Origin of the sequence: Kitasatospora sp. NPDC047058, from assembly GCF_040643935.1 — a bacterium.
Taxonomy (GTDB): Bacteria; Actinomycetota; Actinomycetes; order Streptomycetales; family Streptomycetaceae; genus Kitasatospora.
This window is the reverse complement of record NZ_JBEYVJ010000091.1, coordinates 1-26368: the sequence shown is the minus strand read 5'-3', so window position 1 is coordinate 26368 and position 26368 is coordinate 1. Positions and strand designations below refer to the sequence as shown.

The 26368-nt window shown below is 74.4% G+C and carries 21 protein-coding genes; 16 read left to right on the top strand and 5 right to left on the bottom strand.

Annotation, left to right across the window (positions count from 1 at the left end):
• Nucleotides 1–284: 284 nt before the first annotated feature.
• The 5 genes from ABZ885_RS16675 to ABZ885_RS16655 all read left to right on the top strand — a co-directional run bounded on the left by ABZ885_RS16675 (nucleotide 285) and on the right by ABZ885_RS16655 (nucleotide 8351).
• Nucleotides 285–818 (top strand): MarR family transcriptional regulator, encoded by a 534-nt coding sequence (locus tag ABZ885_RS16675; protein ID WP_360188317.1) that lies wholly within the window; start codon nucleotides 285–287, stop codon nucleotides 816–818.
• Nucleotides 819–1005: 187 nt separating this feature from the next.
• On the top strand, nucleotides 1006–1461 hold the full coding sequence (locus ABZ885_RS16670) for a hypothetical protein (RefSeq protein ID WP_360188315.1): 456 nt from the start codon (nucleotides 1006–1008) through the stop codon (nucleotides 1459–1461).
• A 36-nt stretch (nucleotides 1462–1497) separates the two neighbouring features.
• Nucleotides 1498–2364: an NmrA family NAD(P)-binding protein gene (locus ABZ885_RS16665; protein ID WP_360188313.1), complete on the top strand. Its 867-nt coding sequence runs from the start codon at nucleotides 1498–1500 to the stop codon at nucleotides 2362–2364.
• A 382-nt stretch (nucleotides 2365–2746) separates the two neighbouring features.
• Complete coding sequence (locus ABZ885_RS16660) at nucleotides 2747–6820, top strand: Pls/PosA family non-ribosomal peptide synthetase (protein WP_360188311.1); 4074 nt, start codon at nucleotides 2747–2749, stop codon at nucleotides 6818–6820.
• Nucleotides 6821–6896: 76 nt separating this feature from the next.
• Nucleotides 6897–8351 carry a M1 family metallopeptidase gene (locus ABZ885_RS16655; protein WP_360188309.1) on the top strand — a complete coding sequence of 485 codons (1455 nt, stop codon included), beginning with the start codon at nucleotides 6897–6899 and terminating at the stop codon, nucleotides 8349–8351.
• A 71-nt stretch (nucleotides 8352–8422) separates the two neighbouring features.
• Here ABZ885_RS16655 and ABZ885_RS16650 read toward each other — a convergent pair whose 3' ends face one another.
• On the bottom strand, nucleotides 8423–10393 hold the full coding sequence (locus ABZ885_RS16650; protein WP_360188307.1) for a PBS lyase: 1971 nt from the start codon (nucleotides 10391–10393) through the stop codon (nucleotides 8423–8425).
• Between the two features lie 210 nt (nucleotides 10394–10603).
• Here ABZ885_RS16650 and ABZ885_RS16645 point away from each other — a divergent pair, with 210 nt between their 5' ends.
• The 9 genes from ABZ885_RS16645 (at nucleotide 10604) to ABZ885_RS16605 (ending at nucleotide 20708) form a co-directional block, all read left to right on the top strand.
• Complete coding sequence (locus ABZ885_RS16645; RefSeq protein WP_360188305.1) at nucleotides 10604–10945, top strand: hypothetical protein; 342 nt, start codon at nucleotides 10604–10606, stop codon at nucleotides 10943–10945.
• 38 nt (nucleotides 10946–10983) lie between these two features.
• Nucleotides 10984–12135, top strand: a complete 1152-nt coding sequence (locus tag ABZ885_RS16640) for a polymorphic toxin type 44 domain-containing protein (protein WP_360188303.1) — start codon at nucleotides 10984–10986, stop codon at nucleotides 12133–12135.
• 153 nt (nucleotides 12136–12288) lie between these two features.
• Nucleotides 12289–12714, top strand: a complete 426-nt coding sequence (locus ABZ885_RS16635; protein WP_360188302.1) for a VOC family protein — start codon at nucleotides 12289–12291, stop codon at nucleotides 12712–12714.
• Between the two features lie 102 nt (nucleotides 12715–12816).
• Nucleotides 12817–14196: a serine hydrolase domain-containing protein gene (locus tag ABZ885_RS16630; RefSeq protein WP_360188300.1), complete on the top strand. Its 1380-nt coding sequence runs from the start codon at nucleotides 12817–12819 to the stop codon at nucleotides 14194–14196.
• 455 nt (nucleotides 14197–14651) lie between these two features.
• The gene (locus tag ABZ885_RS16625) at nucleotides 14652–15557 is read left to right on the top strand and encodes a GNAT family N-acyltransferase (RefSeq protein WP_360188298.1); all 906 of its coding nucleotides are present in this window, start codon (nucleotides 14652–14654) and stop codon (nucleotides 15555–15557) included.
• The gene (locus ABZ885_RS16620; RefSeq protein ID WP_360188296.1) at nucleotides 15554–16480 is read left to right on the top strand and encodes a lysophospholipid acyltransferase family protein; all 927 of its coding nucleotides are present in this window, start codon (nucleotides 15554–15556) and stop codon (nucleotides 16478–16480) included. The genes ABZ885_RS16625 and ABZ885_RS16620 overlap by 4 nt, the downstream gene beginning before the upstream one ends.
• 221 nt (nucleotides 16481–16701) lie before the next feature.
• Nucleotides 16702–17691 carry a prolyl aminopeptidase gene (gene pip / locus ABZ885_RS16615; protein WP_360188294.1) on the top strand — a complete coding sequence of 330 codons (990 nt, stop codon included), beginning with the start codon at nucleotides 16702–16704 and terminating at the stop codon, nucleotides 17689–17691.
• A gap of 221 nt (nucleotides 17692–17912) precedes the next feature.
• Entirely contained in the window at nucleotides 17913–19490 is a 1578-nt protein-coding gene (locus tag ABZ885_RS16610) for an alpha/beta fold hydrolase (protein ID WP_360188292.1), read from the top strand.
• Between the two features lie 96 nt (nucleotides 19491–19586).
• Nucleotides 19587–20708 carry an IS630 family transposase gene (locus ABZ885_RS16605; protein WP_360188290.1) on the top strand — a complete coding sequence of 374 codons (1122 nt, stop codon included), beginning with the start codon at nucleotides 19587–19589 and terminating at the stop codon, nucleotides 20706–20708.
• A 17-nt stretch (nucleotides 20709–20725) separates the two neighbouring features.
• Here ABZ885_RS16605 and ABZ885_RS16600 read toward each other — a convergent pair whose 3' ends face one another.
• Both ABZ885_RS16600 and ABZ885_RS16595 read right to left on the bottom strand, forming a co-directional pair.
• Entirely contained in the window at nucleotides 20726–21187 is a 462-nt protein-coding gene (locus ABZ885_RS16600; protein ID WP_360188288.1) for an SUKH-4 family immunity protein, read from the bottom strand.
• Nucleotides 21188–21250: 63 nt separating this feature from the next.
• Complete coding sequence (locus ABZ885_RS16595; protein ID WP_360188319.1) at nucleotides 21251–21751, bottom strand: MarR family transcriptional regulator; 501 nt, start codon at nucleotides 21749–21751, stop codon at nucleotides 21251–21253.
• 344 nt (nucleotides 21752–22095) lie between these two features.
• Here ABZ885_RS16595 and ABZ885_RS16590 point away from each other — a divergent pair, with 344 nt between their 5' ends.
• Nucleotides 22096–23481, top strand: a complete 1386-nt coding sequence (locus ABZ885_RS16590) for an MFS transporter (protein ID WP_360188286.1) — start codon at nucleotides 22096–22098, stop codon at nucleotides 23479–23481.
• A gap of 30 nt (nucleotides 23482–23511) precedes the next feature.
• A complete protein-coding gene (locus ABZ885_RS16585; RefSeq protein ID WP_360188284.1) occupies nucleotides 23512–24510 on the top strand; it encodes a YdcF family protein in 999 nt (332 codons plus the stop codon).
• Nucleotides 24511–24530: 20 nt separating this feature from the next.
• On the opposite strand, the gene ABZ885_RS16580 is transcribed toward ABZ885_RS16585, so the two are convergent.
• Entirely contained in the window at nucleotides 24531–25031 is a 501-nt protein-coding gene (locus ABZ885_RS16580; protein WP_360188283.1) for a hypothetical protein, read from the bottom strand.
• A 153-nt stretch (nucleotides 25032–25184) separates the two neighbouring features.
• Entirely contained in the window at nucleotides 25185–25940 is a 756-nt protein-coding gene (locus ABZ885_RS16575) for a hypothetical protein (RefSeq protein WP_360188281.1), read from the bottom strand.
• Nucleotides 25941–26368: the final 428 nt, after the last annotated feature.

Below are 26368 nucleotides of genomic sequence, written 5' to 3'. Positions count from 1 at the left end.
TCCTCGAACAGCGCGTCCGCCTCCTCCCGCCGGCTCCGCGCGTACGCGTCGTCGGAGACGGAGGTGTCGCGCACGGTCGGGGCCGCCCGGAACATCGCGATCCGCCTGACGCCGTCCGGCGCGATGGTCCGCACGGTGCTCCGCCACGCCGACTGGACCCCGCCCCGGATCGCGCCCGCCGCAACCCGGCCCTGACCCGCCGCCCGCCCGGGGGTCGGCCGGTGGAGCCGGCCCCCGGGCGGCCGGCCTTGACGCGGCAGATGATTAGCCGCCATATTACTTTCATGACCCAGCACCACCCCCCGCACGGCGACACCGGCCACGGTGCGCCCACGCTCGACCAGGCCCGGCGGCAGCTCAGCCGGTACGGCCTGTCGGCCGATCCGCAGGCCGTCCTGGTGGCCGCCCGGCTGATGGCGGCGGGTGCACGACTGGGTCAGGCCGGGGAGGCGCACTTCTCCCGCTTCGGACTCTCCACCGGGCGCTACCGGCTGCTCGCCGACCTGGAGGACCACGGCGGCGAGAAGTCGCCGTCCCAGCTGGCCGCGAGCCTCGGGGTGTCGCGGGCGACCGTGACCGGCCTGGTCGACGGGCTCGAACGCGAGGGCCTCGTCGCCCGGCGGCCGTCCACCGAGGACGGCCGGGGCAACGTGGTGATCCTCACCGAGACCGGCGCCGGGCGGCTGCGAGAGCTGGCGCCCGACCACTTCGCCCGCATGGAGGCCATGGTCGGCGGGCTCTCGACCGAGGAGCGGGCGATGTTCCTGGACCTGCTCGCCCGGCTGGTCGAGGGCATGTCCGCACTGACGGCCGACTGACCACCGACCGACCGTTCACCGGCCGACCACCGAGCACCCACCCTCCGCACCACGCGCACCACCTGCACCACGCGACCGGCAGACCGCCCGACCCCGGCAGCGCCGGGCCCGCCAGGCCGCCGCACACCCATGTAGTTAGCTGCCTAATCACTAATAGTTAGTCGCCAAATCAAATGAGGACACCACAGTGACCGACACCTCCCGCTCCCCCGCCCAGCCGCCGCCGTTCGTCCTCTGGCGCGAAGTGCTGGTCTCCTACGCCATGCCCGCCGTCACAGCCGGCATCGGCGGTGCGGTGACCGGGCGGTCCGAGCTGACGATCGCGGCCGCCACCACCATCGCCGGCACCTCCGCCCTGGTCGCCGCCCTGGTCGGCGCCCGCCTGCGCCGCCGCCCGGCACACTCCTGGACACTCCGGCCCCCGCGCGCACTGCTGGCGGCCGCCTTCGGGATCACCGCCGCCGGCCTCGCCCTGCTGCTCGGCTGGTCCGGCGCACAGTGGCTGCCGGAGGTGCCGGGCCTCGCGCACAGCCCGTGGCCCGCCCGGCTGCCCGTCGACCTGCCGGTGTCCGCCGCCATCGCCGCCACCGCGATCACCTGGCGCTGGCGCGGCAGCCGCGCGCGCCGGCCCCGGCAGCACTGACCACCCCCCCCCCCACACCCCCGAAAGGCAGACGACATGATCGCCATCCTGGGCGCCACCGGCGCCACCGGCGGCGCGACCCTGCGCAGCCTCACCCGGCTCGGCATCCCGGCCCGCGCCCTCAGCCGCGACCCCGCCCGGCTCCTGGCCGGGCTGGACGAACGCACCCGGGCCCTGGTCGAGGCGGTACCGGCCGACGCCGGCGACCCGGCCTCGCTGCGAGCGGCCCTCCACGGCACCCGCCGGCTCCTCCTCACCATGGCCAACGGCCCGCAGCAGGTCGAGCACGAGCTGCGCGTCATCGACGCGGCCGCGGCGGCCGGCGTGGAGCACATCGTGAAGATCTCCGCACCCGCCGCCGAGCCGGACTCCCCGGTGGCCGTCTCCCGCGGCCACCACCGCGTGGAGGAGCACCTGCGGGCGTCGGGCGTGACCGCGACCGTGCTGCGCCCGTACGCGTTCATGCAGAAGCTCCTGCTGCTCGCCCCCGGGATCGCCGCCGCCGGGCTGTTCCACGGGGCGATGGGCGACGCCCCGTGCAACTACATCGACTGCCGGGACATCGGCGACGTCGCGGCCTCCGTGCTCACCCGGCCGGAGCCGGCCGGCGGCACGTACGAGCTGACCGGCGGGCGGGCGTACAGCCACCCCGAGCTGGCCGGCCTGCTCGGCGGACTGCTCGGCCGACCCGTCCGGTACGTCGACCTCGCCCCGTGGGAACTGCGCGCCCACCTCGTCGGGCGGGCCGGGATGCCCGACTGGCTGGCGGCCCACGTGGCGGAGATCCAGCAGCTCGCCGTTCACCGTCCGGAGTCACCCGGTGACGCCATAACCCGCCTGACCGGGCGCACCCCACGTACCCTGGAGGCGTTCCTGCACGAGCATCTCGACGCCTTCCGCTGATCCGGCGACGAGTTCCCGGACACTCCGGCGGCCCGGAACCGGGCCGCCGGGGCCGGGCCGGCACCCGAAAGGAGCACAATCCGGTGTGGCATGGATCACGGCCCCGGAAAACAGCTGACGGTCCGTCAAAACAGCTGACGGCTCGTCACCATCGACTCACGGCAGCTCAGTTCTCTCCTGATGGCCAGTCAGATTCAGCCGGTCGAGGGCTAGTTGGGCGGAGTGTCGGGCAGTATCCCGTTCATCACCCGGGGCTACCATCGGTCGGGTTGTCCGCTCCGGCCCCGGAGTGGGGTCACCCGACCAGACGAGTGCTCCCACCGCCCCCAGGGGACGGGCACCGGTCGGGACAGGGGCGAGGATGAGGAGCGCACGGGCTGCCATGACAGCTGAACCAATCCAGACGGAGCAGACCCCGCAGGCCCCGACGCCCCCCGTCCCAGGCGGTACGCCCGCCCCCGGCGGTACGCCCGCCCCCGGCGGTACCCCCATCGGCGGCAACCCCGTCGACGGCGATCCTGCCGACGACAACCCCGCCGAGGCGCCCACCGCCGGACCGGCCCTCTTCCCCGGCCGCCCGGCGCCCGCCGCGCGCACCCTGGTCGACGTCCTGGACGCCACCGTCCGCGCCCACCCCAACGAGCCGGCCCTGGACGACGGGCAGACCGTGCTCAGCTACCGGGCGCTGGCCGCCGAGGTCGAGCAGCAGCGCCGCCGGCTGGCCGCCGCCGGGATCGGTGCCGGCGACCGGGTCGGCATCCGCGTCCCGTCCGGGACCAACGACCTCTACATCGCCATCCTCGGCGTCCTCGCCGCCGGCGCCGCCTACGTCCCGGTGGATGCCGAGGACCCGGACGAGCGCGCCCAGCTGGTCTTCGAGGAGGCCGCCGTCGCCGCCGTACTCGGCGCCGGGCGCGCGCTCACCGTCACCGCGGAGCGGAGCACCACCGAACGGGGCACCACCGCCGGACGGGGCACCACCGACGAGCAGCCCGCCACCGCCGAACGGACCGCCACCGCGCCGCGCCGGCCGACCCCGGCCGACGACGCCTGGATCATCTTCACCTCGGGCTCCACCGGCCGCCCCAAGGGCGTCGCCGTCACCCACCGCAACGCCGCCGCCTTCGTCGACGCCGAGGCCGCGCTCTTCCTCCAGGACGAGCCGATCGGCCCCGGCGACCGCGTGATGGCCGGCCTGTCGGTCGCCTTCGACGCCTCCTGCGAGGAGATGTGGCTGGCCTGGCGCTACGGCGCCTGCCTGGTACCCGTCCCGCGCTCGCAGGTCCGCAGCGGCGCCGACCTCGGGCCGTGGCTCGCCGACCAGGAGATCACCGTGGTCTCCACCGTCCCCACGCTGGCCGCGCTCTGGCCGGCCGAGGCGCTGAACGAGGTCCGGCTGCTGATCTTCGGCGGCGAGGCCTGCCCGCCCGAGCTGGTGCAGCGCCTGGTCACCGAAGGCCGCGAGGTCTGGAACACCTACGGGCCGACCGAGGCCACCGTGGTGGCCTGCGCGGCCCTGCTGACCGGCGACGGGCCGGTCCGGATCGGCCTGCCGCTGGACGGCTGGGACCTCGCCGTCGTCGACGAGAGCGGCGAGCCGGTCGCGTCGGGCGGCACCGGCCAGCTGGTGATCGGCGGCGTCGGCCTGGCCCGCTACCTCGACCCGGTCAAGGACGCCGAGAAGTACGCGCCGCTGCCCTCGCTCGGCTGGGAGCGCGCCTACCGCAGCGGTGACCTCGTCCAGGCCGACCCCGCCGGCCTGCTGTTCCTCGGCCGCGCCGACGAACAGATCAAGCTCGGCGGCCGCCGGATCGAACTCGGCGAGGTCGACGCCGCCCTCCAGGCCCTGCCGGGCGTGGCCGGCGCGGCGGCCGCCGTCCGCACCGCGCGCGGCGGCAACCAGCTGCTGGTCGGCTACCTGGTGACCAAGGACGGCTGGGACCGCGAGCAGGCCGTCGCACAGCTGCGCACCGAACTGCCGGCCGCCCTCGTCCCACTGCTCGCGCCCGTCGACTCGCTGCCCACCCGCACCTCCGGCAAGGTCGACCGCAACGCCCTGCCGTGGCCGCTGCCCGGCCTGGAGACGGCCGGCCCCACGGAGGAGCTCTACGGCACCGAGGCCTGGCTGGCCGAGCAGTGGACCGAGATCCTCGGCGTGCCGGTGAGCGGCCCGCGCGAGGACTTCTTCGCGATCGGCGGCGGCAGCCTGGCCGCCGCCCGGCTCACCACGCTGCTGCGCACCCGCTACCCGAGCGCCGCCGTGCTCGATATCTACCAGCAGCCGACGCTGCGCAAGCTCGCCCGCCACCTGGAGCGAACGGCGGCGGACGGCGGCGAGGCCCGCACGATCACGCCGGTGCCGACCCGCGCCAAGCTGCTCCAGCTGCTCCTGCTGATCCCGCTGTTCACCGTGGTCGGGCTGCGCTGGACGGTCGCGCTGCTGGCCCTCGGCAACGTCCTCGCCTGGTTCGGCGACTACCCGTGGGCGCCGACCGCCTCCTGGTGGGCGCTCGGCGCGGGCGCGCTGGCGCTGTTCTCCCCGCCGGGCCGGCTCGCCGTCGCGGCCGGCGGCGCCCGGCTGCTGCTGCGCGGCCTGCGACCTGGCAGCTACCCGCGCGGCGGCTCCACCCACCTGCGGCTCTGGACTGCCGAGCGGCTCGCCGAGGTGAGCGGCGCCACCTCGCTCTCCGGGGCCTGGCTGGTCCGCTACGCGCGGGCGCTCGGCGCCAAGGTCGGCCCGGAGGTGGACCTGCACTCGCTGCCGCCGGTCACCGGGATGCTCAAGCTGGGCCGGGGCTGCGCGGTGGAGGCCGAGGTCGACCTCTGCGGCTACTGGCTGGACGGCGACCGGCTGGAGGTCGGCCAGGTCAAGGTCGGTTCGGGCGCCCTGGTCGGCACCCGCTCGACGCTGCTGCCGGGTGCCCGGGTCGGCAAGCGGGCCCAGGTGGTGCCCGGCTCCAGCGTCACCGGTCACGTGCCGACCGGCCAGCGCTGGGGCGGCGCTCCCGCCGTCAAGCTGGGCCGCGCCGAGCGGACCTGGCCCAAGGAGCGGCCGGCCCGCCACGCCCGCTGGGCCGCGCTCTACGGCGCGAGCGGCACCGCCGTGGGCCTCCTGCCGGTCCTGCCGGCGCTCGCCGGGCTGTCGGTGCTCGCCGGGTTCGTCCACCCCGGCGCGGGCCTGGGCGAGGCGCTCGGCGGCGCCCTGCTCGGCCTGCTCCCGGCCACCCTGGCCTACGGGCTGGTCTACGCGGCGCAGCTCGTCGCTGCCGTTCGCCTGCTGAGCATCGGGCTGGCACCGGGGGTGCACCCGCTGCACGGCCGGGTCGGCTGGCAGGCGTGGACGGTCACCCAGCTGATGGACCAGGCGCGGGAGGTGCTCTTCCCGCTGTACGCGGGTCTGGTGACGCCGCTCTGGCTGCGGGCGCTGGGGATGAAGGTCGGCCGCGGCGCCGAGGTGTCCACGGTGCTGGCGCTGCCGAGCCTGACCACGGTCGGGGACGGCGCCTTCCTGGCCGACGACACCCTGATCGCCCCGTACGAGCTGGGCGGCGGCTGGGTGCGGCTCGGTGAGGCGAAGGTCGGCGAGCGGGCGTTCCTCGGCAACTCGGGGATGACCGCACCCGGCCGCTCCGTCCCCAAGCGCGGCCTGGTCGGCGTGCTCTCGGCGACGCCGGCGAAGGCCAAGAAGGGCAGCTCCTACCTGGGCATGCCCCCGATGAAGCTGCCGCGGGCGGCCGACCAGGCCGACCAGAGCCTCACCTACGAGCCGCCGGCCCGGCTGCTCTGGGCGCGCGGGCTGGTGGAGGTGGGCCGGCTGGTTCCGGTGCTGGCCTCCGGGGCGCTGGGTGCGCTGACCCTCGCGGCGCTCTCCTGGCTGGCGGCCGCCTGGTCGCCGGTGGCGGCGGCGCTGCTGTCCGGTCTGGTGCTGCTGGCCGCCGGCGGGGCGGCCTGCCTGGTCGCCGTGGCGGCGAAGTGGCTGCTGGTCGGGCGGTTCCGGGCGGTGGAGCACCCGCTGTGGAGCGGCTTCGTCTGGCGCAACGAGCTGGCCGACACCTTCGTCGAGGTGCTGGCGGTGCCGTGGCTGGTCGGCTCGGTCCCGGGGACCCCGGTGCTGAACCTCTGGCTGCGGGCGCTCGGCGCGGGCGTCGGGCGGGGTGTCTGGTGCGAGAGCTACTGGCTGCCGGAGGCCGACCTGGTCACGCTCGGGGACGGGGTGAGCATCAACCGGGGCTGCGTGGTGCAGACCCACCTCTTCCACGACCGGATCATGCGGATGGATACTGTCATCCTCCGCGAGGGCGCCACCCTGGGCCCGGGCGGCATCGTGCTGCCCGGCAGTACGGTGGGTGCACGCAGCACGCTGGGCCCCGCCTCGCTGGTGATGCGCGCCGAGTCGGTCCCCGCGGACACGCGGTGGCTGGGCAACCCGATCGAGGTGTGGCAGACCACCTCGTGACCGGCCCGGTCCCCCCACGTCCGCCACCTCGTCCAGAATCCTGCAGGGAGCGCACAGCCCGGTGAAATCCCGCCCGGTGAACCACCAGCACGCCCCGGCGGCCGCCACCGCCGCGCCCGACCCGTACTTCCCGAACAGCGGGGACCCGCGGTACAGGGTCCACCGCTACGAACTCGCGCTGGACTACCGGCCGGGCCCGAACCGGCTCGGCGGCACCGCGCGGCTCAGTGCCGTCGCGGGCCCGGCCCTGGCCGAGTTCGCGCTCGACCTGGCCGAGTTCCGGATCGGCCGGGTACTGGTGGACGGCAAGGCGGCCCACTACAACCACCGGGCCGGCAAACTGCGGGTCCGCCCGGCGAAGGCCCTGGCGGCGGGGGCCGCGTTCACCGTCGAGGTGCACTACACCGGGAACCCGCGCCCGGTGCGCAGCCCGTGGGGCGGCCTCGGCTGGGAGGAGCTGACCGACGGGGCGCTGGTCGCCAGCCAGCCGGTCGGCGCGCCGTCCTGGTTCCCGTGCAACGACCGGCCCGCCGACAAGGCGACGTACCAGATAGCGGTGACCACGCCGTCCCCGTACACGGTCGTGGTCGGCGGCCGGCCGCTCACCCGCACCACCCGGGCGTCCAGCACGACCTGGGTGTACGAGCAGTCCGCGCCGACCTCGACCTACCTGGTCACCGTCTCGATCGGCCCCTACCTCCCGGTCGTGCTCGCCGACCGCCCCGGTGTCCGGCAGACCGGCTACGTGCCGGAGCGGCTGGCCGGCGCCTTCGCTGCCGACTTCGACCGCCAGCCGCGGATGATGGCCTATTTCGAGGAGGTCTTCGGCCCGTACCCGTTCGGCGAGTACGCGGTGGTGCTGGCCGACGAGGAGCTGGACGTCCCGGTCGAGGCGCAGGGCGTGGCGACCTTCGGCACCAACCACCTCGGCGGCGGCTGGGACCGCGAGCGGCTGATCGCCCACGAGCTGGCCCACCAGTGGTTCGGCAACAGCGTGTCGATCGCCGACTGGAGCCACATCTGGCTGAACGAGGGCCTCGCCAAGTACGCGGAGTGGCTCTGGTCCGAGTACAGCGGCGGCCCGTCCGCCGCCTCGCACGCCGCCATCGCGCACGCCCTGCTGTCCGGCCTCCCGCAGGACCTCCGGCTGGGCAACCCGGGCCGCAAGCTGATGTTCGACGACCGCCTGTACCAGCGCGGCGGGCTCACCGTGCACGCGCTCCGGACCGCCGTCGGCGACCCGGCCTTCTTCCGCCTCCTGATGGACTGGGCGACGCTCAACCGCCACGGCGTCGTCTCCACCGCGGACTTCCTGGCCCACGCCGCCCGCTACTCGCAGGCCTCCCTCGGCGGCCTCTTCACCGCCTGGCTCGACCGCCCCGAGCTCCCCCCGTTCCCGACGGAGCGACGCGCCGACGGGCCGCGGACCGTCGGGCCCACCGGTGGGGCGACTCCACTACGGAGGGTGGTCGACCGGGTCCGCGGTGTGCGCACCCTCCCGACCGACCCCGGGGAGGGCGGGATCCTCTGACGCGGAGTTCGCGGCCGGGACCCGTTCACCCCGTCGCCGTGTGAGCCGCCGCCGCGTGAGCCGGGGCCGGCCTACGGCGTGGCTATCGCCTCGGCGGCTGTGCGGCAGGTGGCGAGGAGTCGTTCGTCGTCGTGGATGACGTGGCTGCTGCCGAAGCCGGCGTTGTGGCGGCGGGTGGCGGCGAGTTCGGTGCGGAGGAGCGGGAGGGCGGGGGCGGCGGCGGGGCCCATGGCGGTGAGGCAGGCCGCGGCGGCGGTGCGGGTGTGCGGGTTCTCGGCCCAGGCGGTGGTGAGGACGGGGAGGACGGCCCCGGTGTCGGCGGTGGTGTGCCAGAGGGCGGTGGCGCCGTCGACCCGGACCCACACGTCGGGTGCGGTGAGCATGGCGCGCAGGGCCGGGGCCGCCTCGGCGGCGGCCGGGCCGATCGGGGTGAGGGCCTCGGCCGCGGCGCGGCGGGCCCAGGGGTCGGCGCTCTCCGCCCGGGCGAGGAGGAGCGGCAGGACGGCCGCGGTGTCGCCGGTCGCGGCCCAGAGGGCGGCCGCGGCGGGGAGGGCCTGCGGGGAGGCGGGGTCGGCGAGCAGCGCACGCAGGTCGGGTCCGGCTGCGGCGGCTGCCGGACCGAGCCGGGTGAGGGCGCGCAGGGCGGAGCCGGCCGTCGGTCCGGTGGGCACGGCGCGCAGCACGCGGAGGATGGCGGGGACGGCGTCGGCGCCGCCGACCGTGCCGAGGGCGGTGAGCAGCGGGTCGGCCTCGCCGTGGTGCGCGGTGCGGTCGAGTGGCAGGGCGGCGAGGCGCTCGCGCAGCGGGGTGGCGAGCGGGGCGGCGGCCGGGCCGAGCTCGGCGATCAGGAAGCCGAGGTCGTGCGGGAGTAGCGGCCGGTCGAGGGCGGCGGCCAGGGCCGGCAGGGCGCGGGGGTCACCGAGCCGGGTGAGGATCCGGAGCAGGTGGCGCGGATCGGGGCGGTCGTCGTCCCGGTCGCCTTCCCACGGGTCGGCGATCGTGGCGAGGCGCTCGACGGCGGCGTCGGCCGCGGGGGCGGCGAGCCCGAAGAGGTCCGCCAGGACGGCGGCGGCCGCCTTGCCCGGGCCGTGGTCCTCCTCGACGAGTCGGCGGCCGAGCAGGGCGACCAGTCCGCCGTAGGGGCCGCGGAGCTCCTGGAACAGCAGGGCGGTCTGCCGGGCGGCGTCGCGGCGCAGCACCGGGGCGCCGGCGGCGAGCTGCTCGGTGAGGAGGGCCACCCGGTCGGCCGTCCGGTCGCCGAGGGCGCGGTGGAGGGTCCGCAGGGCGGTATCGGTGGAGCGGCCGGCCTGGTCGGCGGGGATGCGGTGCAGCAGGTCGACGGCGGTCGCGACGGTGTCGGCGGGCAGCGGGCGGGGGGCGCGGTCGGCGAGCCGGGCGGTGACGGTGAGGCGGAGCGCGGCGGGCTGGCCGGGGTCGGCGGCGAGCGTGGTGAGCCAGTCGGTGACGGTCCCGGCGAGGCCGGGGAAGCGCCCGGCCACCACGGCCGCGGCGCCGGCGAGGGCGATGCGGGCTTCGGTGTCGGGTTCGTGCGGGAGCCGGCCACGGAGCCGGCCGAGGGTGGCGGGGCCGTCGGGGTGCAGCCGGGCGAGCGCCCGGGGTGCGAGGCGGCGGACCAGCGGGTCGGGGTCGGCGAGCAGCGGCACGAAGGTGTCGGCGCGGGAGGTGACGGCGGCGCGGCCGCGGGCGAGGAGGAGGCGCCAGGCGGACCCGCCCGCGCTCTCCTCCCCGGCCGGCGGGTGGTGGTGCGCGGACTCGCCGATGCCGGTGAGCAGTTCGACCACGGGCCCGCGGTCGGGCCGTCCCGGTGCGGCGACCAGCTCGAAGAGGAAGGGCACGCAGGCGAGGGTGGAGTCGTACACGTCGCCCTGGTGGTGGACGGAGTCGTCCAGGTCGTCCAGCGCCGCCGCGCGCTCGCCGGAATCCTCGGAGAGCAGGCCGAGCAGCATGCCGGGCACGTCGTCGGCCGGGCCGTGGGCGTGGGCCATGGCGGCCCAGTCGACCTCGTGAAGGCTGTCGAACACGGTGCCCCTCCTCGGTGGTGTCCGTCCGCACGCGCTGCGTCACACTCTGCACCACGCCACTGACAGGCGGACGGCCGGCCTCCGGTCGTCCCGATCGCCCCACTGTCGTTCCACCCGTCAGAAACGTACAGTCGTGCGATGATTCGGGCCGGTCGGCGGGGCGAGGCCTCTCCGCCGGTCCGTGAAGCCGACGACGAAGGGGCGACAGGGATGCCGGAAGGCGGGAACGGCGGCTCGGGCGGGATCAGCGTCGACACGGGTGCACTGCACCAGTCCGCGGGACACTGCCGCGACATATCGGTGGCCTTCCAGGGCGGTTCGAAGCGCCCGGAGGCGCCCAGCCAGAAGGCGGGCGGCATGCTGAAGCAGCAGGACTTCGAGCTCGGCGTGGCGCTCCAGGCGGCGGTCACGCGCTGGTCCCGGCAGAGCGCCTCGGTCCTCCAGGCGATCGACCTCACCGGCCGCAACCTCGACCGGAGTGCCGACGCCCACGGCGCGACCGAGGCCGGAATCGCGCAGCAGATGCAGGGCATGGGTTCGCAGTTCCACTGACCGCCCGCGCTGCGGGCGGATCGCAACACAGCACGGGGATGAGCATGCTGACATACGAACAAGTGCTGGCCGCGCCCCTCGCCGATCTGAAGGAGGCGGCCGACCAGTGGTCGAAGGCCGCCCGGGCGATCGGGGAGCAGCAGGGCAACTACCGCGACCAGGTGATCGTTCCGACCCGCGCCCACTGGAGCGGCGCCGACGCGGACGCGGCGCAGGACTTCATGGGCAAGGTGTCCAAGGAACTGTACGACGCCATGACCGAGGCCGACGCCATCCACGGCGTCCTGGTGGACGCCCACACGGCGATCTCCGCCGCCCGCACGGAACTGCTCCGGCTGGCCGAGCAGGAGGCGCCGCGGCTGAACCTGGTGGTCGGGGCCGGCGGGAAGGTGATGGCCGCGCAGTGCGTGGCCGAGCCCGACCCCGACCAGGAGGCCCGGGACAAGAAGAACATCGAGGAGATGGAGCGGGCGATCGTCAACGCCCGTGCGGCCGCGCACGAGGCGGACCGCGCGGCGGCCTGGGCGCTGGGGCGCAACACCGGCGGCAGCGACAGGGAGTTCAACCCCGGCGGGTACGACACGCTCGACAAGGCCGAGGCCGGGCTGGGCGAAGCGCACTTCACCGACGCCTCGGACTACATCTTCGGCGAGATGAAGACCAACATCGACTCCTCGCAGGTGGCCGCCATCCGGGAGAACATGGAACAGAGCGAGAGCCCCTGGGCCATCATCAACCCGATACCGGGCTCGATGGCCGGACCGCGCGCGGTGGGGCTCGCGATCTGGTACGAGCAGGTCAAGAGCGGTGGTCCGTGGGACCACAAACCGATCCTGGAGAAGCGCTACGACCTCCAGTCGAGGAACGACTTCTACTTCAAGGTCCCCGACCGGGACGTCGAGGTCTCGTACGACATCTACTCCAACATCCACTACGGGTACGTCGGGCGGGCGGCCGGGATCAGCCGGCTGGAGCTCGTCGAGGCCGCCAACGCCGGCACCGGCGGTACCGGCACCAACGACCCGGGTGACGACATGTCGATGAAGATCGGCATGGACCTGTACGAGAAGTACGGGCCGAACATGACGAAGGAGCAGATGGACGCGGCGGTGCTGCAGCTGATCGACGAGATGGAGGCCAAGCGCCGGGCCGGCGACGCGAGCATCACGCAGGTCCGCCCGGCGCGCTAGCGCCTCCGCGGTGCGCCCGTGCGGCACCGGGCGGCCGCTGCCCGGCCGGGACCTCGTTCGCGGACGAGGTCCCGGCCGGAGGGCCGTCGTTGCGGACGGCTCCGCCCGGAAAATGGGCGGAGCGGCGGATTCCCTCCCTGGTATGGTGCGCCGATGCCAGCGATCAAGCCGTTCCAGGTCACCTTCGACTGCGCGGAACCCGAGCGCCTCGCTCGTTTCTGGTGCGAGGTGTTGGGGTACGTCGTACCGCCGCCCAAGGGGTTCGCCACCTGGGACGCTTACCGGGACTCGCAGCCCGCCGAGGAACGGGATTCCTGGTCCGCCTGCACCGATCCCTCGGGTGTGGGCCCGCGGCTGTACTTCCAGCGCGTCCCCGAGGGGAAGGCCGCCAAGAACCGGGTGCACCTCGATGTGCGGGTCGCCACCGGACTCGTCGGCGAGGAGCGCCTCGCCGCGCTCGAGGCCGAGTGCGCACGGCTGGTCCCGCTCGGCGCGGTGCACGTGCAGACGCTGTACGACGGCAACGACGCGTGCATCCCGATGCAGGACCCCGAGGGCAACGAGTTCTGTCTGGACTGAGCACTCTGGCCGAGCCCTCCCGGAGCGGAGCGAGGGCGCGCCGCGAGAACCGCCTCCCTCGGGCCCCGTTCGACCACTTCACCGGATACGTCAGAGGATCAGATGACAGACCAGTACGACGAGTTGCTCCCCGCCACCCGCCGCGCCCTGCTGCACCGGATCGCGGTGGCCCAGTCCGAGGGCCGCAGTCCCTCGCTGGTCGCCGCGGTGGTGCGGGACGGCCGGCTGGTCTGGAGCGACGCCCGCAGCATGATCGACGGCCATGCGCCCACCCCCGACGTGCAGTACCGGATCGGCTCGCTCACCAAGACGTTCGTCGCCGTGCTGGTGCTGCGACTGCGCGACGAGGGTCTGCTCGACCTGGCCGACCGGGTCGGCCGCCACCTGCCCGGCACGCCGGCCGACGACGCCACCGTCGCCCAACTGCTCGCCCACGCGGGCGGCATCGCCGCCGAGACCCCCGGGCCCTGGTGGGAGCGGACCGACGGCTCACTGCGCCCGACCCTCGACGACCTCCTGGAGCACGAGCGCCCGCAGAAGCACCCGGCCGGACGGCGCCACCACTACTCCAACCCCGGCTACGCCCTGCTCGGCGCGCTGGTCGAGCGGCTGCGCGGCGACACCTGGGGCGAGGTGCTGCGGCGCGAGCTCCTCGAACCGCTCGGCATGGACCGCACCACGCTGCTCCCCGAGCACCCGCACGCCGGCGGTTTCGCCGTCCACCCCTGGGCCGACGTCATGATGCCCGAGCCGCTCACCGACACCGGCCTGATGGGGCCGGCCGGGCAGCTCTGGTCCACCGCGGCCGACCTGGCCCGCTGGGCCGCCTTCCTGGCCGGCGGCAACGACGCGGTCCTGGCCCCCGGGACGCTCGCCGAGATGCGCCGGCCCGCCGTCGGCCCGGAGAGCGACGACTGGGCCGGCAGCTACGGTCTCGGCCTCCAACTGCTGCGCCACGACGGCCGGGTGCTGTACGGGCACGCCGGTTCGATGCCGGGCTTCACGGCCGGGCTCTGGATCAGCGAAGCCGACGGCCTGGCGGCGATCGCCCTCGCCAACGCGACCAGCGGTGCCAACACCCCGCTCGTCGCCGCGGACCTCATCGCCCTCACCACCCGGCACGAGCCGCGGCTGCCCGAGCCCTGGCGTCCGCTGCCCGCCGTCGACCCGGAGCTGCTCGCGCTCACCGGCCCCTGGTACTGGGGCGCGGCCGCGCACGCCCTGCAGCTGAAGGCCGACCGGATGCTGGAGCTGGCACCGCTGGCCGGCGGCACCCGCAGCTCGCGGTTCCGGGCCGAGCCGGACGGCACCTGGACGGGCCTGGACAACTACTACGCGGGCGAGACGCTGCGCGTGGTGCGGGCCGCCGACGGCTCGGTCAGCCACCTGGACCTCGGCTCCTTCGTCCTCACCCGCGAGCCGTACGGCCCGGCCGACGCCGTGCCGGGCGGGGTCGACCCGCAGGGGTGGCCGGCCGGCTGAGGCCCGCCCGCGCACGGCCCCCTGGACCCCGGCCCCTGGCCCCCGGCACCCGCGCGCCGGGGGCCCGGGCCTTACGGGAGGCCGGCGTCGCGCGGGGAGGGCGGCCGTCGCGCGGGAGGACGGTCACCGCGCGGGCGGCCGGTCACCCGAGCCGCGTCGCCCGCCCGGTGCCCGGGCGAGTACCGTCGGCGCCTCCCGGCAACGCCTCCCCCGGCCTTTCCACCCTGCGGAACCGAGCAGACGGCGGCGGGCGGACAGCGGGCAGGTGTCCGACAGGCGCCGGGTGGCCCCATTCAGCAGGTGCACATCTGCGCTCCTCCGAACCGCAACGTGGACGCCAGCCGGCCCGGAGAAACATACGGATACCGGTTCGCACGCCCCACGACCGAGCGGGCCGGGCCGGCGCCACGGCGTTCCGTGGCCGCCACCGTCCGTGCTGCCCTGGAGGGTCCGCCATGACCACCGTCCCCACGTACGCTCCGCCCGCAGTCACCCCCGGCCTGACCGCCGCGGTACCCGCCCAGCGCCCGGCCCGGCCGGCCACCGTCCAGCCCGCCGCCGTCCCGCCGGCGCCCGCGCCCGCGCAGGCTCCCGCCCCCGCCGCGTACACCGTCGGCCTGGCCCGCGACGAGGACGACGTGCGCGCCGCCCAGCGGCTGCGCCACCAGGTGTTCGCCGCCGAGCTCGGCGCCGTGCTGCGCAGCCCGGTAGCGGGCCTGGACGTCGACCCGTTCGACGAGTTCTGCGACCACCTGCTGGTCCGCGAGGGCGAGCACGGCGCGGTGGTCGGCACCTACCGGCTGCTGCGCCCCGAGGCCGCCCGGCGGGCCGGCCGGCTCTACTCGGACGGCGAGTTCGACCTCGCCGGCCTCACCCCGCTGCGCGACGGCCTGGTCGAGCTCGGCCGCTCCTGCATCCACCCCGACCACCGGGGCAACGGCGCCGTGATCAACCTGATGTGGGGCGGCATCGCCCGCTACCTCGCGGACACCGGCAACACCTGGGTCGGCGGCTGCTGCTCGATCCCGCTGGACGACGGCGGCGCCACCGCGGCCCGGGTCTGGGACACCGTCAACGCCAAGTACCTCGCCCCCGAGCAGTACCGGGTGACCCCGCACCGCCCCTGGGACCCGACCGGCGTCCCGCGGGCCGAGCGGGCCGCCCTGCCGCCCCTGCTCCGCGGCTACCTGCGGCTGGGCGCCTGGGTCTGCGGCGCGCCCGCGCACGACCCGGACTTCGCCACCGCCGACCTGTACGTGCTGCTGTCGCTGGAGCGCACCGACCCGCGCTACCTGCGGCACTTCCTGTCCGGACTGCCCGGGCTCACCGGCACCGGGACCGGCGCGTCCCCCGCCGCGTGAGCGTCTGGCTGCCCACCGCGCCCTGCACGCCGGAGAGCTGCCTGACCGACCGGGACCCCGTGGTCGCGTTCCCCCGGCGGGCGCTGCGGCTGGCCGCCTGCCTGACGGTGCTGGTCACGGGCATCGTGCTCAGCCTTCCGGTCCGCGCCTTCCCCCCGGCGGCGCGCGACCGGCTGGTCCGGCTCTGGGCACGCACCCTGCTCGGCTCGCTCGGGGTCGCCGTCCGGCTCTCGGCGCCCCCGGCGGCCGGCGGCGGGGTGCTGGTGGTGGCCAACCACGTCTCCTGGCTGGACATCCCGCTGATCGCGGCCGGCCGGCCCGCCCGGTCGCTCGCCAAGACCGAGGTGGGGCGGTGGCCCGTGCTCGGACCGCTGGTGGCCTGGGGCGGCACGGTCTTCCTCGACCGCGACCGGCTGCGCAGCCTCCCCGGCACGGTCGCCGCCGTCGCCGAGGAGCTCCGGGCGGGCCGGTCGATGGTCGTCTTCCCGGAGGGGTCGACCTGGTGCGGTCGGGAGAGCGGCCGGTTCCGGCCCGCCTTCTTCGAGGCGGCGGTCCAGGCGGGCGCCCCCGTCCAGCCGGTGACGATCCGCTACCGGCTGGCGGACGGGAGACCCACCAGCACGCCCGCCTTCGTCGGCGAGGACGGTCTGCTCGCCTCGCTCGCCCGGGTGGTCGCGGTGCGCGGGCTGGTGGCGGACGTGACGTTCCTGCCGCTCCTGCCGCCGGTCGCGGGGCCGACGAGGCGGGCGGCGCAGGCGGCGCCGGGCGGGCCGGGCGGGCCGGGCCAGCCGGTCGAGCCGGGGGAGTCGGTCGAGCCGGGCGAGCGGGTCCGGCCGGTGAACGAGCGGTGGCGGGCCCGCCGGGAGCTCGCCCGGGCGGCCCAGACGGCGGTGGAGGCGGCCGGGCGGGGGGCGAGCCCCTGACAGAGGTACGTCCAGGGCTTCGCCCTCCAGGAGCAGTCCGCCGGGCTCGTCACGCTCCTGCCGCCGGACCGGCGCCGAACCGCACGTCTTCACCGATGATTTGACGGCCGGTCGGAGATCACGCACGGAGCCGCACCGGGCCCCTACGGCGCGGTCGACGGCGGCCGGGCGCGCGGGTAGCCTCGCGAGGTCCGGTCGTCCGCCCCAGGAGGTTCGTCACCGTGTCCGGGTTCCATCCGATCAGCGAGCCGTACGCCCGGGGACTGCTGGACGTCGGCGACGGGCAGCGGATCCACTGGGAGGCCTCGGGCACCCCGCGGGGCAAGCCCGCGCTGGCGGTGCACGGCGGGCCCGGCTCGGGGCTGAGTACGGCCACTCGGAGGTACTTCGACCCGGAGCGGTACCACCTGGTCCAGTTCGACCAGCGAGGGTGCGGCCGCAGCCTCCCCCACGCCGCCGACCCGGCGACCGGACTGGAGCACAACACCACCGCCCACCTGATCGCCGACATGGAGGCGCTCCGCGAGCACCTCGGCATCGACCAGTGGCTGCTGCACGGCGGCTCCTGGGGGTCCACCCTGATCCTCGCCTACGCCGAGACCCACCCCGAGCGGGTCTCGGAGATCGTGATCTGCGGCGTCACCATGACCCGGCCCGAGGAGACCGACTGGCTGTACCGGGGCGTCGGCCGGCTGCTCCCCGGCCCCTGGGAGGCGTTCCGGGACGCCCTGCCGCCGGCGGACCGGGGCGGCGACCTGGTGGCCGCCTACAGCAGGCTGCTGAACAGCCCGGACGAGGCCGTCCGGCGCAAGGCCGCCCGGGACTGGGCGACCTGGGAGGACGCGGTGATCGCGCACGAGGTGCTCGGCGCGCCGCACGCCTACAGCGACCGTCCGGACGACGCCCTGATGGCGTTCACCCGGATCACCGCCCACTACTTCTCCCACGACGCCTTCCTGGAGGACGGGCGGCTCCTGCGCGACGCCGGGCGGCTCGCCGGCATCCCGGGCGTGCTGATCCACGGCGCCCTGGACCTCGGCTCCCCGCTCTCGACCGCCTGGGAGCTGGCGAAGGCCTGGCCGGACGCCGAGCTGACGGTCGTCCAGGAATCCGGCCACACGGGGAGCCCGGTCATGCGCGAGGCGGTCCTCGCGGCCCTCGAACGGTTCGCCGGCACGGGTCCGCGCCGCATCGCCCGACACGGGCAGTGACAAGCCACGGCGGTCCGCATCCGTGGTCCACGGGTCCAGGATCCAGGGGGTGACAGCCCGGGCCGGGGCTCCGACACTGGAGGAGGAAGGACCACACCGAGGTCCGCGCCGGGGTCCACACCGAGGACCGCGCGAGGACCGTCCCGAGGACCACGCCAAGGACCACGCCAACGGGTCGGCCGGTGCCGGCCGGTACCGGCCGCGGAGAGGGCAGGCCGGCCATGAGCACGCCGTCCGCCAGGCTTCCGATCGTCTACGTCCGGGGTTACGCCGGGGGCACCCCGGGGATCGAGAAGGCCGTCACGGATCCGTTCTACGGATTCAACGAAGGCTCGACGCACATCCGCGTCGGGCGCGAAGACTCCCCCGTCTTCTACCAGTTCGAGAGTCCCTTACTGCGCCTGCACCTGGACGAGGGCTACCACATCTTCGTGGAGGGCGGCCAGGGCACGTACCTGGAGACGCACGACCACATCCCGCCGGACAGCATCTGGATCCACCGCTTCTACGACCTCTGCTCCGGCACCTGGGGGGCCAAGGCCAGGCAGTTCGACCTGGAGTCGGCCGCCGCCGACCTGCTGACCCTGATCGAGAAGCTCCAGGCCAAGACCGGCGCGCCGCGCGTCCACCTGATCGCCCACTCGATGGGCGGGCTGATCTGCCGCTGCCTGCTGCAGAAGACCATCCCCGACCAGCGCCCGGGACGCCGCGCCACCGACTACGTCTCGAAGCTCTTCACCTACGGGACTCCGCACGGCGGCATCGCCTTCGACGTCGGCTTCGGCATCCCGGAGGCGCTGCGCGACACCTTCAACGTCAACGGCGCGGACATCTTCGGGCCGGAGCGGATGTACCGGTACCTCACGCCCACGGCCCGGATCGCCCCGGACGGGCCGCCCGACGGCTGGCGGGCCGTCGACATGCCGGACGACGACGGCACCGGTCCGGCCGAGGCCGCGGCCGGCGGCTTCCCGCTGGAACGGGTCTTCTGCCTGGTGGGCACCGACCCGACCGACTACGACGTGGCGCACGGGGCCTCGTCGGCGGCCGTCGGACCGCGCAGCGACGGCCTGGTCCAGATCGCGAACGCCCAGGTCACAGGCGCCGAGCAGGCCTTCGTCCACCGCAGCCACAGCGGGCGGTACGGGCTGGTCAACTCCGAGGAGGGCTACCAGAACCTGCGCCGCTTCCTCTTCGGCGACTTCCGGGTCAATGCCGACCTGGTCGGGCTCGACCTGCCGGCCGACGATCCCGACGTCACCTGGCAGGCCGAGGTCACGCTCTCGGTGCGCGGGCTGCCGGTGACCATGCACGAGCGGGTGGCGCCGCACTGGTGCCCGGTCCAGCTCTCCGACCCCGCGGGGAACGGCGACGGCAGCGGCGGCAGCGCCGGACCGGACGACACCGGGGCCGTCCGGCTGGCGACCACCTTCCTCTCCAGCTCGCTGCCGCGGCCCGGGACGAGCGGCCCCCTGCGCTACGCGCTCGACCTGCGGGTGTTCTCGCTGCGCGAGCACCACGGGTTCTTCGGCTTCGGCGACCACCTGGAGAAGACCGCCGACTTCTCCGACAGCCTGATCGTCGACGTGGACACCTCCGGGCCCCGCCCGGCCGCCTGGGCGCACTGGAACTCCCAGGTCACCGGCACGATCAAGGACCTCCGCCCCGACGGGGACCCGCTGACCGACGACGACCCGGCCGCCGACTCCTGGGTCGGCCGCCTCCCCGTCCCGGCCACCGCCGCCCCCATCCTCGGCCGACAGGCCGCCGTCCGCCTCTCGGTGAGCCAGTGGAACTGATCGGCTAGTGCTCTGACCGGCAACCTTCGCCGGGTTGGCGGTGACCGTGCCTGAGCCGGTTGGATATGGCGACATCCGATTTGGTGAGGAGGCGTGGTGGCGGAGCCGGTCAGGGTCCGGAGGTTGACCGATCAGGAGGGCCAGCAGTTACAGCGGATCGTGCGTCGGGGTAGCACGAGCACGGTGCGCTATCGGCGGGCGATGATGCTGCTGGCCTCGGCCGGAGGCAACCGGGTTCCGGTGATCGCCCAGCTGGTGCAGGCCGACGAGGACACGGTGCGGGATGTGATCCACCGGTTCAACGAGATCGGGCTGGCCTGCTTGGACCCTCGTTGGGCGGGAGGCCGTCCCCGCTTGCTCAGTTCTGACGACGAGGACTTCGTCGTCCAGACGGCCACCACCCGCCCGACCAAGCTCGGCCAGCCCTTCACCCGCTGGTCCATCCGCAAGCTGCTCGCCTACCTCCGCCGCGTCCACGGTCGGGTGATCCGCATCGGGCGGGAGGCCCTGCGCTGCCTTCTGACCCGACGCGGTGTCACCTTCCAGCGCACCAAGACGTGGAAGGAGTCCACCGACCCCGAGTACGACGCCAAGCTCGACCGGATCGAGCACGTCCTGGACCGCTTCCCCGACCGCACCTTCGCGTTCGACGAGTTCGGGCCGCTCGGCATCCGCCCCACCGCCGGCAGCTGCTGGGCCGAGCAGGGTCGACCGGACCGGCTGCCGGCGACCTACAAGCGCACCCACGGCGTGACGTACTTCCACGGGTGCTACTCGGTCGGCGACGACACCCTGTGGGGCGTCAACCGGCGCCGCAAGGGAACCGCGAACACCCTGGCCGCACTCCGTTCGATCCGGGCCGCCCGGCCGGACGGTGCCCCGGTTTACGTGATCCTGGACAACCTGTCCGCCCACAACGGCAAGAAGGTCCTGCGCTGGGCGAAGAACAACAACGTCCACCTGTGCTTCACTCCGACCAACGCGTCCTGGGCGAACCCGATAGAGGCGCACTTCGGACCGCTGCGGCAGTTCACCCTCGCGAACTCCAACCACCCGAACCACACGGTCCAGACCCGCGAACTGCACCGCTACCTTCGCTGGCGCAACACCAACGCCCGCCACCCCGACGTCCTGGCCGCCCAGCGCAGGGAACGCGCCCGCATCCGCAGCGAGAAAGGCATCCGCTGGGGCGGGCGCCCCCTCGTAATCGCAGCTTGACCCGATGTTCTGTGTGGTCACACACTCATGCCGTAACCCAGTTCCTCAGCACCGATGTGCCAAAAGGAATTCTCGTCGGCGATGGCCGCGGCATCGATCACCCCGAATCGTTCCAGCAACCCTTCAGTGAGCGCGTCGGCTGCCTGCTCGGCCAGGTCCACGGCTTCGTCCTCGCCCAGACCGTCGCCGGGCCCCTCGTATGCAGCGGCCTCAACAGCGGCCTCCTCATACGCGCGGTTGAAGGCGATGAACGCCTCAATGCTGGAGTTCACCAGTTGAGGGGCACCGTCCTCTGGCAGACACCACAACGAGCCGTCGTCACGCCGTAGGACGAGCGCACTCAGCCCTGGGTCGACCGCGACCAAGGCGTACCGCGCACCGCCGATCGCGCATTCCGCAAACGGGGAGCTCTGCCACGTCCCGGGGTACGGGCAGCGAACACACCCGGCCAAGAGTGAGGCGACTTCAACGTCGTTCATGCCGAGAACATAGCCCGCCCCGCCGACGCTCCACCAAGCCGGTGAACCTATGCGGTCACAGCACTAGGGCTTGGGCCGAGGAGCCGCGCCCGCCCGGCCTGCGCCGCCGGGCCCGTGGGCGGGCGCGGGGGTCTCGACCGCCAGCAGGACCCGGCGCAGCAGGTCGGAGAGCCGGCGGCGTTCCTCCGGCGTCAGGACGCCGAGCAGGCGGCGCTCCTCCCGGCCGACCACGTCCAGCGCCTCGTGCCAGGCCGCCCGGCCGGCCTCGGTCAGCTCGACGTCGACGCGGCGGCGGTCCTCGGTGGAGGGGGTGCGGAGGACGAACCCCCGACGCTCCAGGGCCTCGAGACGGCCGGTCACCGAGGCGGGCGCGAGGTTGAGGTCGGCCCGCAGCTCGGTCGGGGTGGCGCGGCCGCCGCGGCCGGCCAGCTCGTGGAGCGTGTCGAACTCGTGCTTCTGCAGGCCGTAGTCGGCGACGCCCTGCTCCCGCACCCGGCTCAGGTGCCGGGTGAGCTTGCTCATCCGGGTGACCGCGCCCTCGATGTCCGGGTCGAGGTGGGGCAGGACCGGCCGCCAGCGGTCGACATGACCATCGGTCCAGTCACGCGCGCCCTGGCCCGGCGCCGTGCCCGAGCCGTCGCGCGTGCTGCGGGCCGGGGCGTCGCCCGGGCCGTTGGGCGTGCCCTCGCCCGATGCGCTGCACAGGCCCTCGCCCGAGCCTCCACCCGAGGCCTCGGTCGAGCCCGCGCCCTCGGCCTCGCCCGACCGGGGGCGCGGCTCGTCGGCCGGCCCGGCCGGCAGCTCGTGGACTCGACGCTCGGGGTGTTCCATGGGACGAGTCTAGGCGTCGTTGATCGCCAGCTAATATTTCGTTGCCGAAATTTCGGCGCCGAAATATAGTCCGGGACGTGACTCACCCACTGAGACTCCGAGACTTCCGGCTGCTCTTCACCGGCCGGACCATCTCCACCCTCGGCGACGCCGTCGTCCCCGCCGCGCTGGCGATCGCCATCACCCGGGCCACCGGCTCCTCGGGCGCACTCGCCCTGGTACTGGGCTGCGCGATGGTCCCCCGGCTGGTGCTGCTCCCGCTCGGCGGGGTGATCGGCGACCGCTTCAACCCCCGGGTGGTGGCGCTGGTGACCGACCTGGTCCGGGCCGCCGCACAGCTCTTCGTCGGCGCCGAGCTGATCGGCGGCGACCCCCGGCTGCTGCACGTCGCCGTGGCCGAGGCGCTCGGCGGCGCCGCCTCCGCCTTCGCCATCCCGACCGCCACCCCGCTGGTCGCGGCCACCGTCGAGGGACCGCTGCGGATGCGGGCCAACGCCCTGCTCGCCTCCGTCGGCAACGCCGCGCGCCTCGGCGGCCCCGCACTCGCCGGGGTGCTGGTGTACACGGCGAGCGCCGGTTGGGCGTTCGTGCTGGACGGCCTCTCCTTCGTGGTCAGCGCCGCGCTGCTGACCCGGCTGACCGTCCGGCACTCGCCCGCCGAACGCCGCCCGTTCTTCACCGACCTCGCCGAAGGCTGGACCGAACTCCGCTCCCGGGACTGGTACTGGACCAGCCTGGTCGCGCACGCCGCATGGAACGGCGCGAGCACCGTCCTGCTCACGCTCGGCCCGCTGATCGCCTCCCGCGAGCTGGGCGGGGACGGCGTCTGGATCGCGATGACCCAGGCCGGGGCGGTCGGGCTGCTCGCCGGGTCACTGCTGGCCGGCCGGATGCGGCCGGGCCGTCCGGTCCTGGTCGCCAACCTCGGCCTCGCCCTCTACGCGCTGCCGCTGCTCGCGCTCGCCACCGCCGCCCCGGCCCCGCTCACCGTCACCGCGTACGCGGTGGCGATGACCGGGCTCGGCTTCCTCAACCCGGTCTGGCAGACCGTGGTGCAGCAGGAGTTCCCCGCCCAGGTGCTGGCCCGGGTCACCTCCTACGACTGGCTGCTCTCGCTGGCCGCCGCCCCGCTGGGCTACACGCTCGCACCGCTCGCCGCCGACGCCTGGGGCAGCACGACGCCACTGGTGGTCGCCGCCACCCTGGTCGCGCTCGCGTGCGCGGGCACGGCGGCCGTGCCGGGCATCCGCCGGGTCGGCCGGCCCGCCCTCAAGGGCGACCGGCTGCCGGGGGCGGACCGGCAGGCCGAGCACGACCGGCACGGGGCGCACGACCGTCGGGCGGACGGTGACCGTCAGACAGGCGGCGGCCGTCGGACGGCGACCGCCCCGCGGTCGGGGCCCGCCGAAGCCGGGGAGGCGGAGGCAGAGGCGGAGGCGCAGGCGGCCGAGGCCCGCGGCTGACCGTTCGAGCGAGGCCCCTACGATACGGGCATGATCGCCTACGCCCCAGCGGCCCTGTTCTTCGTCCTGTGCGGGATCGGGGTCCTGCGCGACCGACGTCGGTTCAGCAACGCCGTGTTGCTCGGCATCGCCGTCTCCCTCCTCGCCCTGGCGCTGCTCGCCGAACTGCGCAAGGCCCCCACCCTGGTGGCCGAGCTGGCGGCGGTCGCGATCATCCTGCTGCCGGCGATCGGCACGCTGGCCCTGATCGGCTTCCTGATCTCCAACGGCCTGACCATGATCCGCAAGGAGGGCCGACGACCCGCCAACCTGCTCTCGCTGCTGGCGGGTCTCGGCATCCTCGCCGTACTCCTGCTGCTCGTTGCCGCCGTCGCCACGGACTCGGACCGGCTGGGCATACTCGCCGGCACCGCCGTGCTGGTGGTCGGGTACATCTCCTTCCTGTTCGTCTGCTTCGTCGGCTACGCCTTCCTGTACGGACGTCATCGGCCGCGCGGGGACGTGGACTTCGTGGTGGTGCTCGGCTCCGGCCTGGTCGGCGGCGACCGCGTGCCGCCGCTGCTGGCCAGCCGCCTCCACCGCGGCCACGACGTCCACGAGGAGCAGGCCGCGCGCGGGAACCCCCCGGTGCTGATCACCTCGGGCGGCCAGGGCCCCGACGAGAAGCTGCCGGAGTCCCACGCGATGGCCGACTACCTGATCGAGCGCGGCTTCCCGGCGGAGCGGATCGAGCGCGAAGACCGGTCCCGCACCACCGAGGAGAACCTGCTGTTCAGCAAGGCGATCATGGAGCAGGCCAAGCCCGACTACCGCTGCGTCATCGTCACCAACAACTTCCACGCCTTCCGCGCCGCCCTGACAGCCCGCAAGACGGGAGTCAACGGCCAGGTGTTCGGCTCCCCGACGGCCGCGTACTACTGGCCGAGCGCGACCATCCGCGAATTCGCCGCGGTGTTCCTCACCCACAAGCTGGTCAACTTCGGCATCTGCGGCCTCCTCGCCCTGTGCGGCCTGCTCGCCGCACTCTGAGAACTGCTGGCAACTGCCCTTCAGGCAGAGACCAGTGAGGCGCGGATCCGGGCAAGGGCGCGCAGGACCTCGTCCCGGTTCTTCGCACCCTTGATCCAACGCGGCAGGCGGGCCACCAAGGTCATCTTCTGCCCGGTGTCGTACCAGGGCGCTCGTTCGCGGAGCGGCGCCCGGACGAACTGCCGGAGCAGGTCGAGATGTTCCGGGTTGTACGCCCAGAGCCATCCATGACGGGTCTCGAGCTGCAGCCACAGCGGCACGCCGAAGTACGGATCCGTCGCCGGCTGAGCCGTGCCCCGGGAGAACGAGACGCGACCGCCGCTCGACACCCGTGACAGCCCGCAGCTTCGACAGACCAGCCGCCGCGGCGTGAACAAGGCCGGCTGTACGCCCCCGGCCTCCTGGGGCGGTGGCACGACGTGTGCGACCGTCGCGCAGCTCGGGCAACGCACGAGGATCAGGCGGAGGTAGTCGTACTCGGTGCTGCGCGCATCGCGGAACCGACCAGAGAGCGGGGCCATCGGGCGAGTATGCAGCTGGGCGGCAGACCGACGCATCCCGATTCTCACGCTCTCCGGCCGACACCGACGGCCCACCTCCGCCGTCTCCTGGCGGAGCGGTCCTCCTGTGGCGGCGCCGGTGCCTGCGGGCCTCCAGTGGGTGGGTCCGTCCGGTCAGTGGGGCCGGGCGGTCAGGGCGGTGATGACGCGGCGTGTCTTGTTGTCGAGCTGCTGCGAGATCGTCAACCCGCGCTCCCGTACGGCCGATTCGAGCTTCTGCTGCTTGTGCTGGGCCCGCTTCTCGAAGTCGTCCGCCTCCTCGTCGTCCTTGGGCTTCACCCGGATCGATACCTCCAGGAAGTTGAGACCGGCGACGGCCCAGTGCTCCAGGTCGACCTTGAGGTCGTCGACCGGCAGGTCGTCGAACTTCGTGGAGTCGATCGGCCCCAGGGCGACGAGCCGGCCGAGGTCCGTCGACGGCGTGCAGGCGGTGAGGAACTCCCGCTGCCGGTCGTCGAGCGGCGCGGCGGCGTCGGCCCCGGGCGCGACCGCGCCCAGCAGGGACCCCTGCGGGTGGGTCCCCACGGCGGAGGCGGCCAGGACGTGGTCGTCTCCCGACCAGTCCTGCTCGATGCGGTAATCGAACGACGCCTCCTCGAAGGGGTGGGTGAAGGGCTTGACCAGGCCGTCCTTCTCGACCGGACGCCGTTTGACGGTCAGCTCGTCCGGGGTGTCGCCGCTGCGGATCCTGATGATCACGCCGCTGTCGAGCAGGAGGCGCCCGCCCGGGTCGCCGTCGACGGCGCGCTGGTCCTCGGCGAACCAGATGAGGCGCTTCAGCACCTCGCCCTCCGGCCCGCCTAAGGCCGTCAGGACGTCGTTGGTGTGGCCTTCGATGTTGAACTTGATCTCGATCGGCAGCAGGTCCATGGCCCCGCTCCTGTCATCCGCACATCAGGTGGTGGGTTTCGTCTCCTTTCAGGATATTCGGGGCGCCCTTGATCGCGGGCGGAGTACGAGTGCAGCCCCTGGATGCGAGCGGGGCTGTACCGGATGGTGACGGGACCGGCCGGGCCGGGCGGCAGGGCCGGCGGCCGCCATGGCAGCGCCCGGGGGGCCTGCCATGGCGGAGCGGGCCATGGCGGAGGGGCGGAGTCCGGCTGATCGGCACATACCTCCCGGCGGTCGGACGCGACACGCTGCACGGCGTCCCGCTGAACTCCTCCCCCACCTCGGAGTCCCCCATGGCTGTGCTGCCCGCCACCGGTCCGTCCTCCCCGTCCACGGCTGCCCGCACCACGCCGCGCCGGCGCGGCGGGCGGTTCGCGCCGGTCGCAAGATCACACCGCAGAAATCCA